The organism is Roseomonas mucosa ATCC BAA-692 (assembly GCF_000622225.1).
GTDB classification, from domain to species: domain Bacteria; phylum Pseudomonadota; class Alphaproteobacteria; order Acetobacterales; family Acetobacteraceae; genus Roseomonas; species Roseomonas mucosa.
The window spans coordinates 274,039-293,542 of sequence record NZ_JHWD01000002.1; the positions used below are offsets into that span (position 1 = coordinate 274,039).

Annotated in this window: 19 protein-coding genes; 10 read left to right on the top strand and 9 right to left on the bottom strand. The window is 72.4% G+C overall.

From position 1 onward, the window contains the following. Positions 1-34 precede the first annotated feature (34 nt). From BT98_RS0103850 to BT98_RS0103870, 5 genes are read right to left on the bottom strand one after another with little or no spacing between them, the layout of a single operon-like run. Entirely contained in the window at positions 35-1,237 is a 1,203-nt protein-coding gene (locus BT98_RS0103850) for a pyridoxal phosphate-dependent aminotransferase (RefSeq protein ID WP_019461598.1), read from the bottom strand. A 44-nt stretch (positions 1,238-1,281) separates the two neighbouring features. Next, entirely contained in the window at positions 1,282-2,094 is an 813-nt protein-coding gene (locus BT98_RS0103855; RefSeq protein WP_019461599.1) for an ABC transporter permease, read from the bottom strand. Continuing rightward, a complete protein-coding gene (locus BT98_RS0103860) occupies positions 2,091-2,924 on the bottom strand; it encodes an ABC transporter permease (protein WP_019461600.1) in 834 nt (277 codons plus the stop codon). The genes BT98_RS0103855 and BT98_RS0103860 overlap by 4 nt, the downstream gene beginning before the upstream one ends. Further along, positions 2,924-3,967: an ABC transporter ATP-binding protein gene (locus BT98_RS0103865; protein WP_019461601.1), complete on the bottom strand. Its 1,044-nt coding sequence runs from the start codon at positions 3,965-3,967 to the stop codon at positions 2,924-2,926. Before BT98_RS0103865 ends, BT98_RS0103860 begins: the two co-directional genes overlap by 1 nt. Then, positions 3,964-5,085 carry an extracellular solute-binding protein gene (locus tag BT98_RS0103870; protein ID WP_019461602.1) on the bottom strand — a complete coding sequence of 374 codons (1,122 nt, stop codon included), beginning with the start codon at positions 5,083-5,085 and terminating at the stop codon, positions 3,964-3,966. Before BT98_RS0103870 ends, BT98_RS0103865 begins: the two co-directional genes overlap by 4 nt. A 250-nt stretch (positions 5,086-5,335) precedes the next feature. On the opposite strand from BT98_RS0103870, the gene BT98_RS0103875 reads away from it, so the two are divergent. The 5 genes from BT98_RS0103875 to BT98_RS0103895 all read left to right on the top strand — a co-directional run bounded on the left by BT98_RS0103875 (position 5,336) and on the right by BT98_RS0103895 (position 10,557). After that, a complete protein-coding gene (locus BT98_RS0103875) occupies positions 5,336-5,641 on the top strand; it encodes a hypothetical protein (RefSeq protein WP_019461603.1) in 306 nt (101 codons plus the stop codon). A 126-nt stretch (positions 5,642-5,767) separates the two neighbouring features. Next, complete coding sequence (locus BT98_RS23155) at positions 5,768-6,415, top strand: hypothetical protein (RefSeq protein ID WP_019461604.1); 648 nt, start codon at positions 5,768-5,770, stop codon at positions 6,413-6,415. A gap of 49 nt (positions 6,416-6,464) precedes the next feature. Then, a complete protein-coding gene (locus BT98_RS27575) occupies positions 6,465-8,924 on the top strand; it encodes a glycosyl hydrolase family 28-related protein (protein WP_019461605.1) in 2,460 nt (819 codons plus the stop codon). After that, a complete protein-coding gene (locus tag BT98_RS0103890) occupies positions 8,924-10,168 on the top strand; it encodes a hypothetical protein (RefSeq protein ID WP_019461606.1) in 1,245 nt (414 codons plus the stop codon). Before BT98_RS27575 ends, BT98_RS0103890 begins: the two co-directional genes overlap by 1 nt. Before the next feature lie 14 nt (positions 10,169-10,182). Continuing rightward, positions 10,183-10,557, top strand: coding sequence for a phage tail fiber protein (locus BT98_RS0103895; RefSeq protein WP_019461607.1), 375 nt, complete (start codon positions 10,183-10,185; stop codon positions 10,555-10,557). Positions 10,558-10,595: 38 nt separating this feature from the next. Here the strand turns inward: BT98_RS0103895 and BT98_RS0103900 are convergent, their stop codons facing one another. Continuing rightward, a complete protein-coding gene (locus BT98_RS0103900; protein ID WP_026033280.1) occupies positions 10,596-10,988 on the bottom strand; it encodes an MAPEG family protein in 393 nt (130 codons plus the stop codon). A 113-nt stretch (positions 10,989-11,101) separates the two neighbouring features. Further along, the gene (locus BT98_RS23160) at positions 11,102-12,874 is read right to left on the bottom strand and encodes a GGDEF domain-containing protein (protein WP_085977413.1); all 1,773 of its coding nucleotides are present in this window, start codon (positions 12,872-12,874) and stop codon (positions 11,102-11,104) included. Positions 12,875-13,031: 157 nt separating this feature from the next. On the opposite strand from BT98_RS23160, the gene BT98_RS0103910 reads away from it, so the two are divergent. The 5 genes from BT98_RS0103910 to greB all read left to right on the top strand — a co-directional run bounded on the left by BT98_RS0103910 (position 13,032) and on the right by greB (position 16,837). Further along, positions 13,032-14,288, top strand: coding sequence for a glutamate-5-semialdehyde dehydrogenase (locus BT98_RS0103910; protein WP_019461610.1), 1,257 nt, complete (start codon positions 13,032-13,034; stop codon positions 14,286-14,288). Between the two features lie 103 nt (positions 14,289-14,391). Further along, positions 14,392-15,030 carry a nicotinate-nucleotide adenylyltransferase gene (locus BT98_RS0103915; RefSeq protein ID WP_026033281.1) on the top strand — a complete coding sequence of 213 codons (639 nt, stop codon included), beginning with the start codon at positions 14,392-14,394 and terminating at the stop codon, positions 15,028-15,030. Positions 15,031-15,254: 224 nt separating this feature from the next. Continuing rightward, positions 15,255-15,788, top strand: coding sequence for a ribosome silencing factor (gene rsfS / locus BT98_RS23165; protein ID WP_019461612.1), 534 nt, complete (start codon positions 15,255-15,257; stop codon positions 15,786-15,788). A gap of 26 nt (positions 15,789-15,814) precedes the next feature. Next, positions 15,815-16,258, top strand: coding sequence for a 23S rRNA (pseudouridine(1915)-N(3))-methyltransferase RlmH (locus BT98_RS0103925; protein ID WP_019461613.1), 444 nt, complete (start codon positions 15,815-15,817; stop codon positions 16,256-16,258). Positions 16,259-16,303: 45 nt separating this feature from the next. After that, entirely contained in the window at positions 16,304-16,837 is a 534-nt protein-coding gene (gene greB, locus BT98_RS0103930; protein WP_019461614.1) for a transcription elongation factor GreB, read from the top strand. 18 nt (positions 16,838-16,855) lie between these two features. Here greB and BT98_RS0103935 read toward each other — a convergent pair whose 3' ends face one another. After that, a complete protein-coding gene (locus tag BT98_RS0103935; protein ID WP_019461615.1) occupies positions 16,856-17,251 on the bottom strand; it encodes a hypothetical protein in 396 nt (131 codons plus the stop codon). A gap of 95 nt (positions 17,252-17,346) precedes the next feature. Beyond that, entirely contained in the window at positions 17,347-19,305 is a 1,959-nt protein-coding gene (locus BT98_RS0103940) for an AsmA family protein (protein WP_019461616.1), read from the bottom strand. Between the last annotated feature and the right edge of the window lie 199 nt (positions 19,306-19,504).

Here is a 19,504-nt window from a genome sequence, read left to right on the forward strand (position 1 = left end):
CCCGGACGGAAGGCGGGTCTCGCCGGACAGGGGCCTAGTTCAGCCCTTCGCAGAACCGCTTGATGCGGTTGCAGGCGTCTTCCAGCACGGCGTCGGAGGTCGCGTAGGAGACGCGGAAATGGCCGGGGAACATGAAGGCCGAGCCGTGGACCGCGGCGACGCCCTCATCCTCCAGCAGCGCCGTCACGAAATCCTCGTCCGTCTCGATCCGCTTGCCCGAGGCGGTGGTCTTGCCGAGGCAGCCGGCGATGTCGGGGAAGACGTAGAAGGCGCCATCGGGCGTGGCGCAGCGGATGCCGGGGGCCTGGTTCAGCAGGCGCACGACGAGGTCGCGGCGGCGCTCGAAGGCCAGGCGCATGGTCTCCACGCTCTCCTGCGGGCCATTCAGCGCCTCGACGGCGGCGGCCTGGGAGATGGAGGAGGTGTTGGAGGTGCTCTGCCCCTGCAGCTTGTCCATCGCCTTGATCAGCGCGAGCGGCGCGCCGGCGAAGCCGATGCGCCAGCCGGTCATGGCATAGCCCTTGGAGCAGCCGTTCATGGTGACGGTGCGGTCCTTCAGGCGCGGCTCCACCTGGGCAATCGTCCTGAAGGCGAAGTCGCCATAGACCAGCTTCTCGTAGATGTCGTCGGTGAAGATCCAGACCTGTGGGTGGCGCAGCAGCACCTCGGCCAGCCCCTTCAGCTCCGCCTCGGAATAGGCGGCGCCGGTCGGGTTGGAGGGGTTGTTCAGGATCAGCCACTTGGTCTTCGGCGTGATCGCGGCTTCCAGCTGCTCCGGGGTGATCTTGAAACCCTGGTTCTGCCCGGCCGGGACGATCACCGGCTTGCCGCCCGCCAGCGCGATGATGTCGGGGTAGCTGACCCAGCAGGGAGCAGGCACGATGGCCTCGTCGCCCTCGTCGATCGTGGCGAGCATGGCGTTGAAGATCACCTGCTTGCCGCCGGTGGAGACGACGATCTCCTCCGGCTTGTAGGTCAGGCCGTTGTCCCGCTCGAACTTCGCCGCCACCGCCTTGCGCAGCGCCATGGTGCCGGCGACGTCGGTATAGCGGGTCTCGCCGTCCTGGATCGCCTTGATCGCGGCGTCCTTGATGTTCTGCGGGGTCTCGAAATCCGGCTCGCCGACGCTGAGGCTGATCACGTCCCGGCCGGCGGCCTTCAGGGCGCGGGCCTTCTGGGTGACGACGATGGTCTGGGACGGGGAGATGCGGTCCATCCGCTCGGCGGTCAGCGTCATGGGTCTTCCGGAGCTTTCGGGGTCGGAGGAAAGGCGGCGGAACCCTAGTCGCCACCCCTGCCCCGGGCAACCCGCGCGCGCGTCAGGCCTGCCGCGAGCAGCAGGGCGAGGCCGGCGGCGGCGAGGATCAGCACCGCCAGGGCATTGACCTTGGGCGTCATGCCCAGGCGCAGCATGGAGAAGAGGGCCACCGGCAGGGTGGTGGAAGCGGGACCGGACAGGAAGCTGGCCAGCACCACATCGTCCAGCGAGAGGGTGAAGGCGAGCAGCCAGGAGGCCGCCAGGGCGGGCGCCATCAGCGGCAGGGTGACGGTGCGGAAGACGGTGGCGGGCGTGGCGCCGAGATCGGCCGCGGCCTCCTCCAGCTCCCGCCCGCCGCGGGCCAGGCGGGCCTGGACGATCACCGCGGCATAGGCGGCGCCCAGCGTGGCATGGGCCAGCAGGATGGTGCCGGCGCCCCTGCCCTGCGGCCAGCCGGTGGCGGCCTCCAGCGCGACGAAGAGCAGGAGGAGGGAAAGGCCGGTGACGACCTCCGGCAGCACCAGCGGCGCGCCGGACAGGGCACCGAGCAGGGCGCGGCCCCGGAAGGTGCCGCCGCGTGCCAGCAGCCAGCCGGTGGCCCCGCCGAGCAGCATGGCCAGGGTCGCGGCGCCGGCGGCAATGCGGAGCGAGAGGAGGGCGGCCTCCAGCAGCCGCTCGTCGGCGGCGAGCTCGCGGAACCAGCGCAGGGAGAGGCCGCCCCAGCGGAAGGGCACGGGATCGGCGCTGAAGGCATAGAGGACCAGGAGCAGGACCGGCAGCCAGAGGAAGGCGAGGCCGAGCCAGAGGCCGATGCGGGCCCAGGCGGGGAGGCTCATTCCCGGTTTCCCAGGCGCTGGAAGAGCAGGATGGGCAACAGCAACAGCGCCAGCAGGGCGCATGCCAGGGCGGCGGCCACAGGCCAGTCACGGTTCTGGAAAAACTCAATGAAGAGGGCGCGGCCCAGCGGCAGGGCGCCGGGCGGGCCGAGCAGCTCCGGGACGACATATTCCCCGGCGGCGGGGATGAAGACCAGCAGGAAGCCCGCCAGCGCCCCGGGCAGGACCAGCGGCAGGGTCACGGTGAGGAAGGCACGGGTCGGCCCGGCGCCGAGATCGGCGGCGGCTTCCTCCAGCGACGGGTCCATGCGGGCGAAGGCGGCGTAGAGCGGCAGCACTGCGAAAGGCAGGTAGGCATGGACCATGCCGAGATAGAGGGCGAGCGGGGTGTAGAGCAGAGCCACGGGCTGCTCGATCAGGCCGAGGCCGCGCAGCAGGCCGTTGATCCAGCCCTCGTCCCGCAGCAACCCGATCCAGGCGCCGACACGCAGCAGGAAGCCCGTCCAGAGCGGCAGGAGCACGAGGCCCAGCAGCAGGCGGGACCGGCGGGCGCGGGCGATGGCCAGCGCCATGGGCAGGGCGAGCAGGAGGCAGAGCGTTGCCGTGATGCCGGCCAGTTCCAGCGATTGCCGGAAGGCGGCACGGTAATAGGGATCGCCCAGGATCAGGGCGAGGTTGTCCGTGTCGAGGCCCTGACCGTTCCAGGGCGGGTCGAAGGGCGGCAGGCCCTCACTCTGCCAGGACAGGGCCAGGACCAGCAGCAGGGCCAGCGGCGCCGCGACCAGCAGGGCGAGCCAGAGCGCCACGGGCGGCAGGAAGAGGCGGCGCATCACCCGGCCAGCGGGACCACGGCGGCGGCATCCCAGCCCAGCCGCAGGAAGGCACCGCGTTCCGGCGGCGGGCCGGGCAGCGCGGCGCGGAGGGTGGCGCCGCCGGGCAGGCGGAGCAGGACCAGGCTGTCGCCGCCCCGGAAGGCGGCTTCCTCGACCGTGCCGGCGGCGGTGTTCTCGCCCTGCCGTTCCGTCGGGCGCAGGCTTTCCGGCCGCAGGGCGCAGGCGGTGGTGCCCTCCGGCAGCGGCGCCGGGGCGCGAAGGGTGCAGGCGGCGGCGGGGCTGTCCAGCGTGCCCCCGGCGGTGCGGCGCCCCTCCAGGATATTGGCGGCACCCAGGAAGCCCGCGACGAAGCGCGTGGCCGGGCGGGCATAGACCTCGGCGGGCGGGCCGATCTGCACGATGCGGCCCTGGGCCAGGACGGCCACGCGGTCGGCGAGGGACAGGGCCTCCGCCTGGTCGTGCGTGACCATGATGAAGCCGGCGCCGGTCTCGCGTTGCAGGGCGCGGAGCTCGAAGCCGGTGCGCTCGCGCAGGTTGGCATCGAGGGCGGCCAGGGGCTCGTCGAGCAGCAGCAGGCGCGGGCGGCGGGCCAGGGCGCGGGCCAGGGCAACGCGCTGGCGCTGGCCTCCGGACAGCGCGTCGGGGCGGCGCCTTTCCAGCCCCTGGAGATGCAGCAGGGCCACGAGGCGTTCCACGCGCTGCGCGACGGCCGCACGCCCCTGCCCTTCCCGGCGAAGCCCATAGGCGATGTTGTCGAAGACGCTGAGATGCGGAAACAGCGCGTAGGACTGGAACATCATGTTCACCGGGCGCCGGTGCGGCGGCAGCGGGGTGAGGTCGGCGCCGTCCAGCAGCACGCTGCCGGAATCCGGCCGCTCGAAGCCCGCGACCACGCGCAGCAGCGTGGACTTGCCGGAGCCGGAGCCGCCCAGCAGGGTCAGGAACTCGCCCGCCGGCATGGCGAGGTCCAGCCCGTCCAGCGCCGCCAGCGCGCCGAAGCGGCGGGTGAGGCCGGACAGGCGCAGCAGCGGTGCGCTCAACGTCCGGCCTTGAAGCGGGTCCAGAGCCGGGCGCGGGCACGCTCGGCGGCAGGGGGCGGGGCGGTGACGGTGAAGGTGCGGGCGATCGTCTCGGGCGACGGGATGACGTTGGGATCGGCCAGAACCGCCTGGCTGAGATAGGGGCGCGAGGCGGGCACCGCATTGGGATAGCGCACCTGGTTGGTGACGCCGGCGATGACCTCGGGCCGCAGCAGGAAGTCGATGAAGCGCTGCGCGTCCTCCGGATGCGGCGCGTCGGCGGGAATGGCCAGCATGTCGAACCAGAGCTGCGCGCCCTGCCTCGGCTGCACATAGGTCAACCCCTCGGCACGGCCCGCCGCCTCGGCCCGGACGCGCGCCTGGATGACGTCGCCGGAATAGCCGAAGACGGCGCAGTACTCGCCATTCGCCAGCGCGTCGGCGAGGGCGCCGGAGGAGATGATGGCGCGCACATGCGGGCGGATGGCCAGCAGCGTCTTCTCCGCCGCCGCGAGGTCCTCGGCCGCGCCGGAATTCGGCTCCTTTCCGAGCCAGTGCAGCACCGAGGGGATGACGTCGATGCCGCTGTCCATGAAGGCGATGCCGCAGCCGGCGATGCGCTTCGCGTTTTCCGGCCTGAGCAGCAGGTCGAGGCTGTCGAGCGGCGCGTCGGGCGCCAGGGCGCGGATCTTCTCCGGACGCAGGCCCAGGCCGATCGTGCCCCAGAGATAGATGGCGCCATGCGCGTTGCCGGGATCGCTGCTGGCGACGCGCTGGAGCAGCGCCGGGTCCTGGTTGGCGAAGTTCGGAATCTGCGCGCGGTCGAGCGCGCGCAGGGCCTTGGCGCGGACGAGGCGGGCGAAGGTGGGCTCCGAGGTCGGGACCACCACGTCATAGCCCGACCGGCCGGCGGACAGCTTGGCCTCCAGCGTTTCCAGGCTGTCGAAGACGTCGTAGCGGACCTGGATGCCGGTTTCCGCCTGGAAGCGCTCGATGGCCTTCGGGTCGATGTAGTCGGTCCAGTTGTAGACGTTGATCACGCGTTCCTGCGCCCGGGCCGCCGGGACGAGGGCCAGCGCGGCCAGCAGGGGCAGGAGGAGGCCGAGGGCGAGGCGGCGTGGGCGCACGGGCAGGCGCATGAGGCGTTGTGGCTCCGTGGTCGGGGGATGCGGGGCGAGCGTAGAACAGCGGCGAGGCGGGCGGAACAGTGCGCGTCATAGGAATAAATTCGTTGACATGAGGATTTAGTTCCTCTAGGGAGAAGCAGCCAACGGGCGAGCCATGTCCGCCCGGCACCCCCCTCACCCGCCGCTGCCCACCTTTTCCGACGGAGCGCGCCCGCGCGCCGGCCGGGGCGCGGGCGCGCGGCTTTCCGTCCAGGGAGCGCCGATGTCCTTCGATGCCAGTTCGCTTACCGCACTGGTCAGTGCGGGCTCCTTCTCGATCTGGGACTACCGCACCGGCGACAGCCGGGCCGCCGTGCTGGCGAGCGGGTATTTCGCGGCCGCCACGGACCGGCTGCTGCCGGGGCATGTGGTGATCCTGCATTCGGCGGATGGGATGTCCTTTCTGCCGATGCGCGAGGCGGGCGCCGTGGGCAACGGGCTGGTGCTGGATTCGGTCTCCGCGCCCCTGCGTCTGAGCCGCACGGCAGCCGGCCGCTTCGGCATCGCGGTCACCGCCCGCATGTCCTGACCCTTCCGGACTGATCCCCGGCGGGTCCGCCACGCCTTCTGGGGCTTTGCCCATCCCATCCCGCATGTCCGGGCGCATGGCCATCCACGGCGCGCCCCGCCTCGCTGTGCCGCAAGAGGAGATCGCATGGCCTTCGCGAGCCCCAGCCTGCTCACGCTCGCCAGCACGGGCAGCATGACGCTCTGGTACTACAGGACCGCCGACACGCGGAGCGCGGTGCTGGCCGCCGGCTACTTCGCCGCGGCCGCCGGGCTGCGAGAAGGCGACGTGATCCTGCTGCAGGGCGGCGACGGGCTCTCGCTGCTGCCGGTCCGGACGGGCAGGGCGGTGGGCGCCGGGCTGGTGCTGGACACGGGCACGGCGCCGCTGGCCCTGTCGCGGCAGGGGACGATGCGCTTTGGCCTGGGCGTCACGGCGCTGCCGGTGCTGCGCGCGATCCGCATCGATGCCGTCGCCTCCCCCATTCCCCGGGGCACGGCGATCAGCCTGGGCGCGAGCGTGGAAGGGCCGGTCGCGAGCCTGGTGTTCCGGATCGTCGATGCCGGCGGCGGCACGGTCTCCGGCCCCGTCACGGCGGCGGTCGGCGGCGGCCGGGCCATGGCGAGCCTGGACAGCCCGGCGATCGGCACGGGCTACCGCGTCCGTGCCGAGGATGCCGCGGATCCCGCGCTGTTCCTGCTGTCCCCGGCCTTCTCCGTGAGCCTGGGCCCCGGCCTGCTGGCCGAGGCGGGCGGCGCGCTCCTGACCGAGAGCGGCGACCGCCTGCTGCTCTGACCCCCCTGCCCCTCCCCGCGACGCCTCCCCACACAGCACAGGATTTCCCATGCCCGACGCGAAGATCAGCCAGCTTCCCGCCGCCGCCATCTTCTCCGACAGCGACCTCAGCCCCGTGGTGCAGGGCGCGACGCCGGAAACGCGGCGCGCCACGGTGGCGCAGTGGCGCAGCGCCATGCAGGCGGACCGGCCGCTGCATGTCCGCGACTACGGCGCCAGGGGCGATGGCATGGCGGACGACGCCGCCGCGATCCAGGCGGCGATCGACGCCGCTTCGGCACAGGGCGGCGGCACGGTGCTGCTGGGGCCGCGGCGCTACCGGCTCGCCGCCGCAGGGCTGGACATCAGGCCGAACGTGGTGCTCTCGGGCGCGCTCTCCACGGGCGCGCAACGGGCGGCAGGCGATTATGGCGGCGTGCCCTACGCCCTGCTGCTCGATCCGGCGCAGACCATCCGGCTGCGCCGCAATGCCGGGCTGAAGGGCGTGGCGATCCTGCGCACCGGCCTCGCCGCGCCGGCCGACATGCGCGCCGGCATCAACCTCGTGGCGGGCTTCGCCGGCACCGCGGTCACGGTCGGCGACGGCACCAACGGCAACGGCTCAGACGTGCGCCTGTCGAACCTGCTGATCCTGGGCTTCGACCTCGCGGTGCTCAGCGACTACAACGCGCGGCTGCGAATCGACGACATCGCGGGCGACAACCGCAACGGGCTGCGGCTGCGGCATTCCTACGACATCACCCGCGTGCACAACGTGCATTTCTGGCCTTTCCTGACGGGCAACATCGACGGCGTGGCGCTGAACAGCCGCGACGTGTCGGCCGTCGCGGGCAATGGCTCGGGCGCGATCCGCGTCACCACCGCCACGGCGCATGGGCTGGTGACGGGCGACATGGTGAACCTGACCGGGTGCCTGGGCCTGGCCGCCGCGAACGGGCGCTTCACCGTGACCGTCGTCTCGGCGAATGCTTTCGACCTCAACGGCACGGCCTATGCCAGCGGCTATACCGGCGGCGGCAAGGTCTGGATCTGGAACAACCGCCGTACCGGCACGGCCTTCCATCTCGAGTACGCCGATGTGGCCGAGTTCACCAACTGCTTCGCCTATGGCTACGACACAGGTTTCAACCTGGGCCACAACGTGCAGGCGACGCAGTGCATCGACTGCTCGGTGGACAATCACCTGGACGTGGCCGATCCGCTGACGGTGGGGCTGCGCATCACGGGCGGCGGCGGCACCGCCCCCGATGGCAGCAGCACGATCGGCGCCTTCCGCACCAAGTGGATCGGCGGCTTCCTGTCCTCGCAAGGGCGGACGGTGCTGCTGGACCCGGTCTCCTCCACCGAGCAGCACCACATCGTCGGCGCGGTGGTGAACGGCGGCACGCTGCGCACCATCGACCTGCAGCGCGGCGCGCTGACGCTGGAGGCCTGCGACCTCACCACCGGCGGCAACCTGTACGGCACGGGCAACCCGAATGTCGTGTATCTTGGCAGCGAGGCGCAGAACCTGACGCTGCTGGGCTGCGACCTGCGGAGCGCGACCTTCCAGGCCGCGAGCGACGCCGCCATGCAGCGCCTGAGCATGAGCGGCAACCGCGACTCCTCCGGCGTGGCGAAGCTCGCGGGCGGCAGCCTGGAGCTGCACACCGTGCCGAGCGCGAGCGCCGGCCCGACCCGGCGGCTGGACATCGCGCCCGACGGCACGATGACGGTGCGCCGCCGCTCCGCCAGCCTGGGCGCGCGCATCAACCTCGCCAATCCTGCGGACCAGGCGGCCTACTTCATCTCCGCCGGACAGGCGGGCGGCAATCTCGGCCTGGGCGGCGATCCGGGCGTGAACCCGAATGGCGGCATCGACCTGGGCACCACCGGCAACGCCACCGCGCCGATGGTGGTGCAGATCCGGCGGATCTCGGCCAGCCCGGCGGCCAGCGACCGGCTTGGCTACCTCCACTTCAACGGCATGAACAGCGGCGCGGTGGAGACCACCTATGCCCGGCTGGCGGGAATCTCGGACAGCATCGCCGCCGGCACGGAATCCGGCACGCTGGTGCTGGAGCTGCGCCAGGGCGCGGGCATGGTCGAACGGCTGCGCCTTTCGGCCGATGGCACGCTGCTGCTGACCGCGGCGCCGAGCGCGCCGATGCATGCGGCGACCAAGAGCTATGTGGACGGCCAGTTCACCGAGCGGCGGCTGCCGCAGGTGGTGCTGTCCGCCGCGACGGCGCTGGGCTTCGCCGCGCACAACAACCGGCTGCTGCTGGCCAATGCCGGAACCAGCCTGGGCATCGACTACAACGCGGTTGGGCTCGGCTTCTCCTGCATGGTGGTCAACCGCAGCGGCGCCGACCTGGCGCTGGCGCTCAGCAACTTCACCGGCAGCGCGCCGGTCAGCTCGGAGGGCTATACGAAGATCAAGGCGAATGGCGTGGCGAGCCTGCTGACCTATTCGCCCGATGGCGGCACCACCCGGTACTGCCATCTCAGCGGGGCGGGCGCGGCCTGATGCTGGGGATCGTCGCCGCCGCGCTCGGGGTGGAGGCTGGAGGCAGCGCCTCCTGGCTCACCCTGATCGGCCCGCGCAGCCTGCACGGCTCGCTCGCCGTCACACGCGGCTCCACCGCCGGCGGCTACGATGCCGCCGGCAGCTATCTGGAACTGGCCGCCAGCCAGCCGCGCTTCGATGCATCGGGCGGGCTGATCGTGGAGGAGGCGCGGACCAATGCGATCCGCAACCCGCGCATGGAAGGCGCCGTGGCGGGCTCGCCCGGGACGGTGCCGGGGTACTGGACGGTCACCGCCATCACGGGCCTGACCCGGACCCTGTCCACCGGAGTGGAGGCGGGGGCGCCCTATCTGGACTGCAACTTCGCCGGCACCAGCACGGCGGCGGGCTATTGCGTCGTCATGCCGGAACAGGTGGGCGCCGCCGCCGCGGTGGCCGGGCAGAGCTGGACCTGCGCCATGAACATCGCCCTGGTGGCGGGTAGCCTCCCGAGCGGCGGCAATCTCCGCCTGAGAATGCAGGAGCGCGGTGGCGACAGCTCGCCCGCCACGGATGCCGGCATCATCGCGACAGCCGCCGCGCAGCGCGTCGCCTGCACGCGGACCCTCACGGTCGGCGGCACGACCAGCATCGTCCCTTCGGTGCTGGCCTACGTGCCGAGCGGCGTTGCCATGAACTTCACCCTGCGGGTCTCTCTGCCGCAGCTGGAACAGGCGACCTTCGCCACCACGCCGGTCCTGCCGCCGGCGGGCAGCCGGGTGGCGCAGACCCGGGCGGCGGACCAGCTCCTGTGCCAGCCGGCTGGCGGCTATGGCGGCAGCGGCACGCTGCTGGTCGCCGCCAGCCTGCCGCAGGCCTCGCCCGCCGGGCTGCCCCAGGGCCTGTGGCAGATCGACGATGGCACCGATGCGAACCGGCTGATCCTGCGCAACACCGGCACGGCGCTGACCGCGGAGATCGAGCGCGGCGGCGCCAGCGGCGCGGTGATGGCGCTGGGCAGCATGGTGCCTGGCACCGCCTTCCGGGCGGCCTTCGCCTGGGCGCCCGGAAGCCAGTCGGCCTGCATGACCGGCGGCGCCATCCAGACGGCGGCGGCCACCTTGCCCGCAGGGCTGGCGCGGCTGCTGCCCGGGCATGGATCGGGGGGCTGGAACCGGGCGCTGAACGGCTCGGTCCGGCTGCTCCAGTACCTCCCCTCGCGGCTGCCGGATACGCAGTTGCAGGGCCTCGTCAACCAGAGCTGAGAAAGGGCTTCTCCATGAGCGACCTGACCAACTATGCCCGCGACATGCTGGCCCGGACCCTGTGCGGCCGGGCGCCGACCCCACCGGGCGCGGTCTATGCCGCGCTGGGCAGCGCCGGCAGCGCCACGGGCGGCGTGACCGGGGAACCGGCAGGCACCGGCTATGCCCGCCAGCGCGTCACCTTCAACGGCACCGGCAGCCAGAGCAATGCCGAGGCGCTGCGCTTCACCTTCACCGCCGCCGCCGGGACGCTGGGCTATCTCGGCCTGTTCGACGCCGCCTCCGGGGGCAACCCGCTGACCTTCATGGCGCTGTCGCAGCCGGTGGTGATGTCGGGGCCCGGCACGGTCACCGTTGCCGCGAGCGGGCTGGTGGTGGCGCCAGACTGACCTTCCTGGCCGCCCGTGCTGCCGTGGGGGCCCCGCTCCTACGGCAGCAGCACCGCCAGAAGGACCAGGACGAGGCCCAGCATCGACACGGCCCAGACGATGCTGCGCAGCCAGGGGACGCCGGCGGCATAGAGCGGCAGATAGACCATCCGGCCCCAGAAGTAGATCTGGGCACCCCAGGCCGTCATCGCCCCTTCCCGCCCGGCGATATGGGCGGCGAGGATCGCGGCGGCGAAGAAGGGAAAGGTCTCCATCAGATTGGACTGCGCGCGGCGGAGCCGGGCGGCGATGCCCTGGGGCGGGCGCTCCTCGTCCCTTGCCCCGGCGGACCAAGCCAGTCCGTTCTGCGCCGTGGTCGCCATGGCCGTCAGCAGAAGCTGGACGATGCCCAGCACCACCGTCCATGCCAGAAGCCGCAGTTCCAGTGTCATGCCCGCCATCCCTTCCCGCCCGCGCCGCCTTGCCGGATTGGCAGGGCGCGAAACAGCAACGCGCGACGCCCCTTCCCGTCACGTGGCCACGCCTCCGGCGGGGCGCGGCGGGCCTATCTCAGCCGGGCGATCTCCAGCCTGGGCGCTTCCCTGGGTGCTTCCCTGGGCGCTTCCCTGGGCGCCCCCTTGGGCGGCTCGGCGCCGTCTTCCGGCTTCAGCAGCCGGGCCATCTGCACCCGGTCGCGTCCCGACTGCTTCGCGGTGTAGAGGGCCTCGTCGGCGGCCTTCAGAACCATGGCGATGGTCTGCCCATGGGCCGGCATGTCCGCCACCCCGGCGGAGATGGTGACGCGGGGCAGCACCGTATCCGTGCCCTGGTGCAGCGCCCGCACCTGCTCGCGGATCTCCTCCATCCGCCGGCAGGCGTTCTCCGCGTCGCAATCCGGCATCAGCAGCACGATCTCCTCCCCGCCATAGCGGCAGGCGACGTCGCCCCGGCGAAGGTCGCCCTGGATCAGCACGGCCAGGGCGCGCAGCACCGCGTCGCCCGTGGCGTGGCCGTGGCGGTCGTTGACCTGCTTGAAGTGGTCCACGTCGATCATGACCACCGCGACCGGGGCGCCGCGGCGGTCGGCCTGGCCGGCGAAGCGCTCCGACACCTCCTCCAGGAAGCGGCGGTTGTAGAGGCCGGTCAGCGAATCGCGCAGCGCCTGGTTGCGCAGCTTCTCGCGCAGGGAAAGGTTGGCCAGGGCCATGGACACGCCGTCCGCCAGCGCCACCGCCAGGTCGCGCTGCGGCTCCGGCGCATCGGGCAGGCCGGACACGGCGGCGCCGAACTGCATCACGCCATAGACCTCGCCCCGCGCCGTCATCGGGATCTCCAGGCCGGGAAGCCCCAGGGCGACGTGCTCGCAGGGGATGTCGGCGCCGGGGCCGTGGCGGTGGGGGCGGCCGCGCTTGAGCGCCCAGCAGTTCTCCGGCGAGAAATGGTCCACGCTGGCGAGCTTCGTCCCTTCGGGCCAGACCGCCGTGCAGTCCAGCCGGTCGCGGCTGTTGTTGAAGACGTAGAGCGCCCCGGGCACGCCCGGCAGCACCTCCTGCGCCGTGTGCAGCACGACCCGGCGGATGTCCTGCTCGGTCTGGCAGGCCTGGAGCATGTCGCTCATGCGCAGCAGGCTGCGGATCTCGGCGCCGCGGACGTCCATCTCCCGCCGGACGGCCTGCTCCGCCCGGCCGTGGCGCGCGATCTGCCACCAGGCGATGGCCAGGGCGCCCAGGCAGAGCCCGGCCCCCAGCATCACCAGCACCAGGATCCGCGCCTGGACGCGCTGCATCCCGCGCGCGGCCTGCTCGACCTGTGCGACGCGCAGGCGGACGAAGCGCTCCAGGGCGAGGCGGACCGTCTCGCCCTGGGCCTGCAGGAGGCCGCGGCGCCCTTCCTCGATCACCGTCTCGCGCTCCCCGGCCTGGAGCCGGTCGAGGATGTCCTTGCGGGCGGCAACGATCCGCGTGATCGGGCCCAGGATCGGCGGGCTGCCGGTGTCCTCCTGGGCCGAATCCACCAGGCTGGCGATGCGGCGGAACTCCCCGCTCTCCAGCAGCTCCGCCGCCCGGCCGAAGCGGAGCTGGTCCTGCACCAGCCCGAAGAGCGCATAGGCGCGCAGGGCGGATTCGCCGTCCAGCAGGGCGATGGTCAGTTGCCTGGCCTCGGCGCTTTCTGTCCGCAGCCGCTCCATCTCCCTTTCCAGGGACAGGCTCTGCCGGTTGCCCAGCGAGGCCGCCACGGCGCCGGCCATCACCGCGATGGCCGCGGAAAGCAGCAGCCAGCCTGCGAAACGGGTCGGAGGGGCGTGGAGCTTGGTCACCATGGCGCGAGAGTAACCCATCTTAATATCAACTTTAAGTTGTTATTTACGATTTCGTTTCTATTCCGTCCCGGAAGTGCCTGTCCGGGACTTTCCTGGTCCCGTTTGCCACGACTCTGTCATGCGCCAGCTTTCGCGCCGCCGCCGGACGCGCTAACCCCGCAGCACCATGAACGCCATGCCCGACAGCGCCTCCGCCCAGCTCGCCGATGCCGCCCGTGACGCCCGCGCCGCCGCGCGGGTTCTGGCGCGTCTGCCAGGGCCGGCGCGGGACGCGGCGCTGCGCGCGGCGGCGGCGGCGCTGCGGCGGCGGCAGGACGCCATCCTGGAGGCCAATGCCGCCGACCTGGACACCGCGCAGGGGCTGACCGACGCCTTCCGCGACCGGCTGACCCTCAACCCCGCCCGGGTCGAGGCTATGGCCCGGGGGCTGGAGGAGATCGCGGCGCAGCCCGACCCGGTTGGCCGCGTGATCAGCGAATGGACCCGGCCCAACGGGCTGGTGATCCGCCGCGTGGCGCAGCCGATGGGCGTCATCGGCATGATCTACGAGAGCCGGCCCAATGTCGGCGCCGATGCGGCGGGGATCTGCCTGAAGGCGGGTTCGGCCGTGATCCTGCGCGGCGGCAGCGAGAGCCTGCGCTCCGCCCGGGCGATCCATGCCGCCATCGCCGAGGGCCTGCGCGCGGCCGGGCTGCCGGAGGCGGCGGTGCAGATCGTGCCCTCCGCGGACCGGGCCTTCGTGGGCGCCATGCTGCGCGCCTCGGGGCTGATCGACCTGATCATCCCGCGCGGCGGCAAGGGGCTCGTTACGCGCGTGATGGAGGAGGCGCGGGTGCCCGTCCTCGCCCATGCCGAGGGGCTCTGCCACACCTATGTCCACGAGGCTGCCGACCCGGCGATGGCGCGCGCCATCCTGGCCAATGCCAAGATGCGCCGCACGGGCATCTGCGGCGCTACCGAGACCCTGCTGATCGATGCCGCCGTGGCGCCTTCGCTGCTGCCGCTGCTGATCGGCGACCTGCGGGCGCTGGGCTGCGACTTCCGCGCCGACGCGCGGGCGCGGGCCATCCTGCCGGATCTGAAGCCCGCCACCGAGGCGGATTTCGCCACCGAATGGCTGGACGCCGTCCTGTCGGTGAAGGTGGTGGACGGGGTGGAGGACGCGATCGCCCATATCACCCGCTATGGCAGCGAGCATACCGAGGCCATCGTGACGCAGGACGAATCCGCGGCGCGGCAGTTCCTGGACGGGATCGGCTCGGCGGTGGGAATGTGGAACGCCTCCACCCAGTTCTGCGACGGCGGCGAGTTCGGCTTCGGCGCCGAGATCGGCATCGCCACCGGCCGGCTGCACGCGCGCGGCCCGGTCGGAGCGGAACAGCTCTGCACCTGGCGCTACCAGGTCCTGGGCAGTGGCCAGACCCGTCCCTGAGCCCAGGCCTGCCCCCGTCCCGTGACACGCCCCTGATGCCTCCGCCGCCCCGGCACGAACACGCGTCCAAGCCGCCTTCCCTGCCCCTTGGGGAGCGACGGTCCTGAGACGGCAACTGGCGGAGCCTGGGGCCTGGGGCGACAACCGGCGCCGGCGCATCGGGCTGCTCGGCGGCTCCTTCAACCCGGCGCATCAGGGGCACGAGCACGTGGCCCGGATCGCCCTGCGGGCGCTGCGGCTGGATGCGGTCTGGCTGCTGGTCTCGCCGGGCAACCCGCTGAAGCCGCCGCGCGGCATGGCCCCCTTCCAGCAGCGCCTCGCCTCGGCGCGGGCCATCGCCGACGGCGCGCAGGTGATCGCCACGGGGATCGAGGCGAAGCTGGGCTACCGCCGCACCGAACGCACCCTGGCCAAGCTGCGGCGGCGCTTCCCCCGTGCCCGCTTCGTCTTCGTGATCGGGGCGGACAACCTGTGGCAACTGCCCCGCTGGGGGGGTTGGGAAAGGCTGGCCCGGCACACGCCGCTGGCGGTGCTGCCGCGTCCGGGCTGGACACGCAAGGCGTTGCACGGCAAGGCAGCCTCCGTGCTACGCCACTGGCGGCGGCGGCCGGGACAGCTCCTGGCCGGGCCGCCCGGACGGCATGCCGGCTGGACGCTGATCCCGGCGCGGGAGAATGCCCTGAGCTCCACGGATCTGCGGAGCAACGGCCATCATCCGGGCTGGCCTGCCGGCGGCGACTGAACGATACGGAATGGACGCTGGCGCCGGGACGGGGCCAGCGTGGCGTTTCCGCTGGATGACCCGATGACGGAGAGGAGGCGGCCATAGCCCGCACCCCCAGGAACGAGAGCGAGACCGGGGCCACCAAGGCACCCGCGACGCGCCGCAAGGCCGCCACGGCCACGGAAAAGGCCCCCCCTGCCAAGGCGACCCCCCGGAAGGCCGCGCCTGCCGGAGCCGCCGCGGTGAAGGCCTCCGCGAGGGCCACGGCGGCGAAGGCTGCCACGAAGGCCCCTGCGGCGAAGGCGGCGGCGCCGAAGACGGCTGCCACGACCTCCCGCAAGGCGCAGGTCGCGGCCGGGCCGGAGGTGCGCCCCCCCGCGGCGCGCGCCAGGGCGCCACGCAAGAAGGTCGCGCCGCCGGTGCTGGAGCGGCTGGTGGCCACGGCCGTCGCCTCGCTGGAGGACGACAAGGCGGAGAACGTGGTGGTGCTGGACATCGCCACCCGCTCCTCCTTCGCCGACCGGATGATCGTGGCGACCGGCCTCGCCGACCGCCAGATCCAGGCCATGGCCACCCATGTCGAGGAAGCGCTGGAGAAGGAAGGGGTGAAGCGCATCCGTTCCGAGACCTCGCCCGACTGGGTGCTGCTCGACGCGGGGGACCTGGTGATCCACCTGTTCAAGCCCGAGGCGCGCGAGACCTATGCCATCGAGCGCATGTGGGGGCCGCACAGCCCCGGCGAGGAAGAGGCCTCCCCGGTCGGGGAGGAAGGCTGACGGCCCGCCCGCCGCTGCTGCTGGCGGTGGGCCGGGCGAAGCCGGGGCCGGAGGCGGCGCTCTTTGCCCAGCACAACGCCCGGCTGCGGCCCGCCCTGGTGCTGAAGGAATTCGCCGAGGGCAGCGGCAGCCCGGCGGAGATGCGGCGGCGGGAGGGCGAGGCCCTGCTCGCCGCCCTGCCCGACGGCGCCCTGGCCGTGGCGCTGGACCTGGGCGGGGAGATGCCGGACAGCGAGGCGCTCGCCCGGCTGACCGCGCGCTGGGAGGAAGCCGCACGGCCGCTGGCCTTCCTGATCGGCGGGGCGGAGGGGCTGGACCCCCAGGTGCTGGCGCGGGCGGACCACCGGATCTCGCTGGGGCGGCTGACCTGGCCGCACATGCTGGTGCGGGGGCTGCTGGCCGAGGCGCTGTTCCGGGCCCAGTGCATCCGCACGGGCCATCCCTATCACCGGGCCTGGCGGCCGGGCTGAACGCCCCGGCGCCGGGCATGGCCACGATCCGGCGAAGAGGAAAGCATGTCCGCCACCGACGAGGACGACGAGGACGCGGCCCCGCCCGGCATGCCGCCGGGCACGCCCTTCTACATGACGCCCGCCGGCCATGCGGCGCTGCGCGAGGAGCTTCGGCGGCTCTGGGACGTGGAGCGGCCGAAGGTGGTCGAGGTGGTGTCCTGGGCCGCCTCGCTGGGCGACCGCAGCGAGAACGCGGACTACCAGTACGGCAAGCGGCGCCTGCGCGAGATCGACCGGCGGGTGCGCTTCCTGCGCAAGCGGTTGGAAAAGGCCCAGGTGGTCGATCCGGCGGCGCAGGCGCGGCGCGAGCAGGTCTTCTTCGGCGCCACCGTCACCTATGCGCGCGAGGATGACAGCGAGGTCACCGTGACCATCGTGGGCGTGGACGAGACCGACCTTTCCCGGGGCCGGATCAGCTGGGTCTCGCCCGTGGCGCGCGCCCTGCTGGGCCGGCGCGTGGGCGACCTGCCCCGCCTGCGCACACCCCAGGGCAGCGAGGAGATCGAGGTGGTGGCGATCCAATACCCGGCGGGCTGACCGCGTCGCCCCTGGCGGTCAGCCCGGCAGGCAGCGCACCGTGTCGGCATGATCCCGGGCCAGGACCGGCTTCGTGCCCTCGGGACATGCGAGCTGCTGGCGCCGCGCCGGGGGCAGGCCCTGGAACCATTCGAACACCGCCCCGTCATCGCCGCCCCGGCCCGGTCCGGTGGCCAGCCTGCTGCCGCGCCCGTCGCAGCGGCCCGGCCGCCCGGGCATCGGACGGCCGCCGTTCGGGCAGAGCCAGCGCTGAAGGGCCTGCATCTCGGAAGGCGAGAGCCGCAGGGCGCGGACCGGGCGGTCGCGCGGGGCCGCCTCCGCAATGCCGCCGGGCAGGAGGAACGGCAGGGCCAGGAGAAGCAGGCCGGCGAGGCCGGTCTGGCGGGATGAAGGACAGCAGGCGGAAAGGGTCACGGCAATCGCCGGAAATGGGTCTTCGGAGGCACGGCGCGCCCGATCGTGGCGGCCCCGGGAATACCATCCGGTGCCGCCAGGGGAAACCGGCCTTCTCAGCCGGCCTTGCGGCCGCGCGCGATGAGGCCCTGGCAGCGGTTGTCGTCGCCGATGCCGAACTGGATCGTCGGCAGGATCGCCAGCGGCGCGGCCAGGAAGCCGAGGCCGACGGCGGCGCCGGCCCGGACACCGCCTTCGGTCGGATCGATGCCGACCGCGGGGTCACGGAAGGTTCCGCCGATCGTGATCGGTGCCGGGAGTTGCCCCACGGTGAAATGCTTGGAGTCGCTTCGAATGCTGTAGTCCAGCCTTTCCCGCCCCAGATCCACCGTGCCCTTGCCGGAAATCAGCACGTCCTCCGTGTCCAGCAACAGGGCGCGGGTGTTCAGCACGCCGCGGCGGAGGGCGAAGTCGCCGACGAAGCATTCCACCTGGGTCCGGTCCGGCAGCTTGAGAAAGGACAGGATGGCATTGCCCAGGCGCAGGCCGGACAGGTCCACCAGCAGGGCGCTGAGATTGCCGCCCCCCGCCATGGTCAGGGTCAGGGAGCCGTTGCCGCTGCCCAGGATCCCGGCGAGCGACTTGCCGGTGCCGTCGATGACCGCGCGGCCCCCTATCAATCCCGAGCCCTGGAAGCCTGTGGGCTGCATCAGGCGCGACAGGTCCACGCGTTGGAACTGCACGTCCGCCCGTGCCCCCAGGGCGCCGTTCTCCTGAGGCGTGAGGGCGATCTCGCCGGCGATGCGGCCCTTGCCGACCGCGAAGCTGACCGGGCTGAGCCGCACCGCGCCGTCCGCGATGGTCATGTCCACGGCCATGCCGTCGAAGGGGATCTGCCGGCCCCGGATGCTGTCGGCGTGGTAGTTCAGCTTCACATCCGCCATGTTCAGCTTGGGCAGGCTGACCGGCGTATCCGGCAGCACCCGGCTGCTGCGCTCGTCGCGGGCCAGTTCCCGCCGCTGCTGCGCGCTCTGGCCGGGGGTGGAGGCACGGCCCGGTGTCTCGCCGATGAAGCCGCCCAGATCGGCCAGGTCCACCTGCTTCGAATGCAGGTCCGCCTCCACCAGCGGCTTCGCGCCACCGGTGGTGACGGCGATGGTGCCGGACAGGTCGCTGTTGCCGACGCGCCCGTCGAAGTCGCGGAAGCGCACGCGGCCATCGGCGTAGTCGAGGCGCCCGGCGACACGGTAGTTCGGCGTACGGGCAAAGGGGATGCCGGTCAGCGGCTGCAGCAGCGCCATGTCCGGCCCCTGCAGCACGAGGTTCACGTCGGCGCCCTGCAGGGCCAGCGGGTCCCTGACCGTGCCTTTCAGGGACACGTTGGTCGGGCCGTTGGCGAGTTTCAGCTCGATCGGCCAGGGGCGAGCCTCGTTCTGGAAATAGGCCGGGCCGCCGGCCAGGGCTTCGCCGGTGATGCGCTGGCCCGCATAGGTGCCGTCCGCCGTCACGGCGATGCGTGGGTCCGGCGTCTCCTCGTCACGGGTGGCGATGCCGAGCTGGAAATCCGCCTTCAGCGCCGGATTCACCACATGCGCATGGCCATCGACGATCCGCAGCACGCCGATGCGCGGGGCGCTGGCGGCCTTGTCCTGCTTCGGTGCCTCCTCGCCGGCCGGCTTGCCGAAGTCGAAAGCGTAGTTGGTGCGGCCATCCGGATGAGCCAGCGCGGCGACCTGCGGGCGCTCCACCGTCACCGAGGGAATGACGATGGCGCGGTGGTGCCAGTACTCCATGATATCGACCAGCACGGTGGTGCACGGCACCTGGGCGAAGGGCTCTTCCGCCTCGAACCCGTCCGGGTTGGCGACGCGCAGGTCGTCCACCACGATTTCCGTGACGCGGCCGGGACGCACATGCAGGTGAGCGATCGTCACCTTGCGGCCAAGCGCGGCCGAGGCCTGGCGCTCTGCCAGCGGGATGAACCAGTCCCAGGACCAGAAGGCGACGACCAGCGCCACCAGGACCAGCGGGATGCCGATCCAGAAGGGCCATCGGGGGAAACGCCGCTGCGCCATGGAACCTCCGCGGGATGTTGCGGGTTGGCCGCGCCGGCGCAGTGCCAGGAGCGGTTCAAGCGGTAAGCGCCGGGTTCGGGCGGGGGTTCGCCGTCAGCAGGCACTTTTTCGTGAGGCGGCTGGGCCAGGGGGCCACCGGCTCAACGCAATGTGAGGCCATGGCGGCATGCGCGGTGGAGGCGCCGTCAGGGACGGCAGG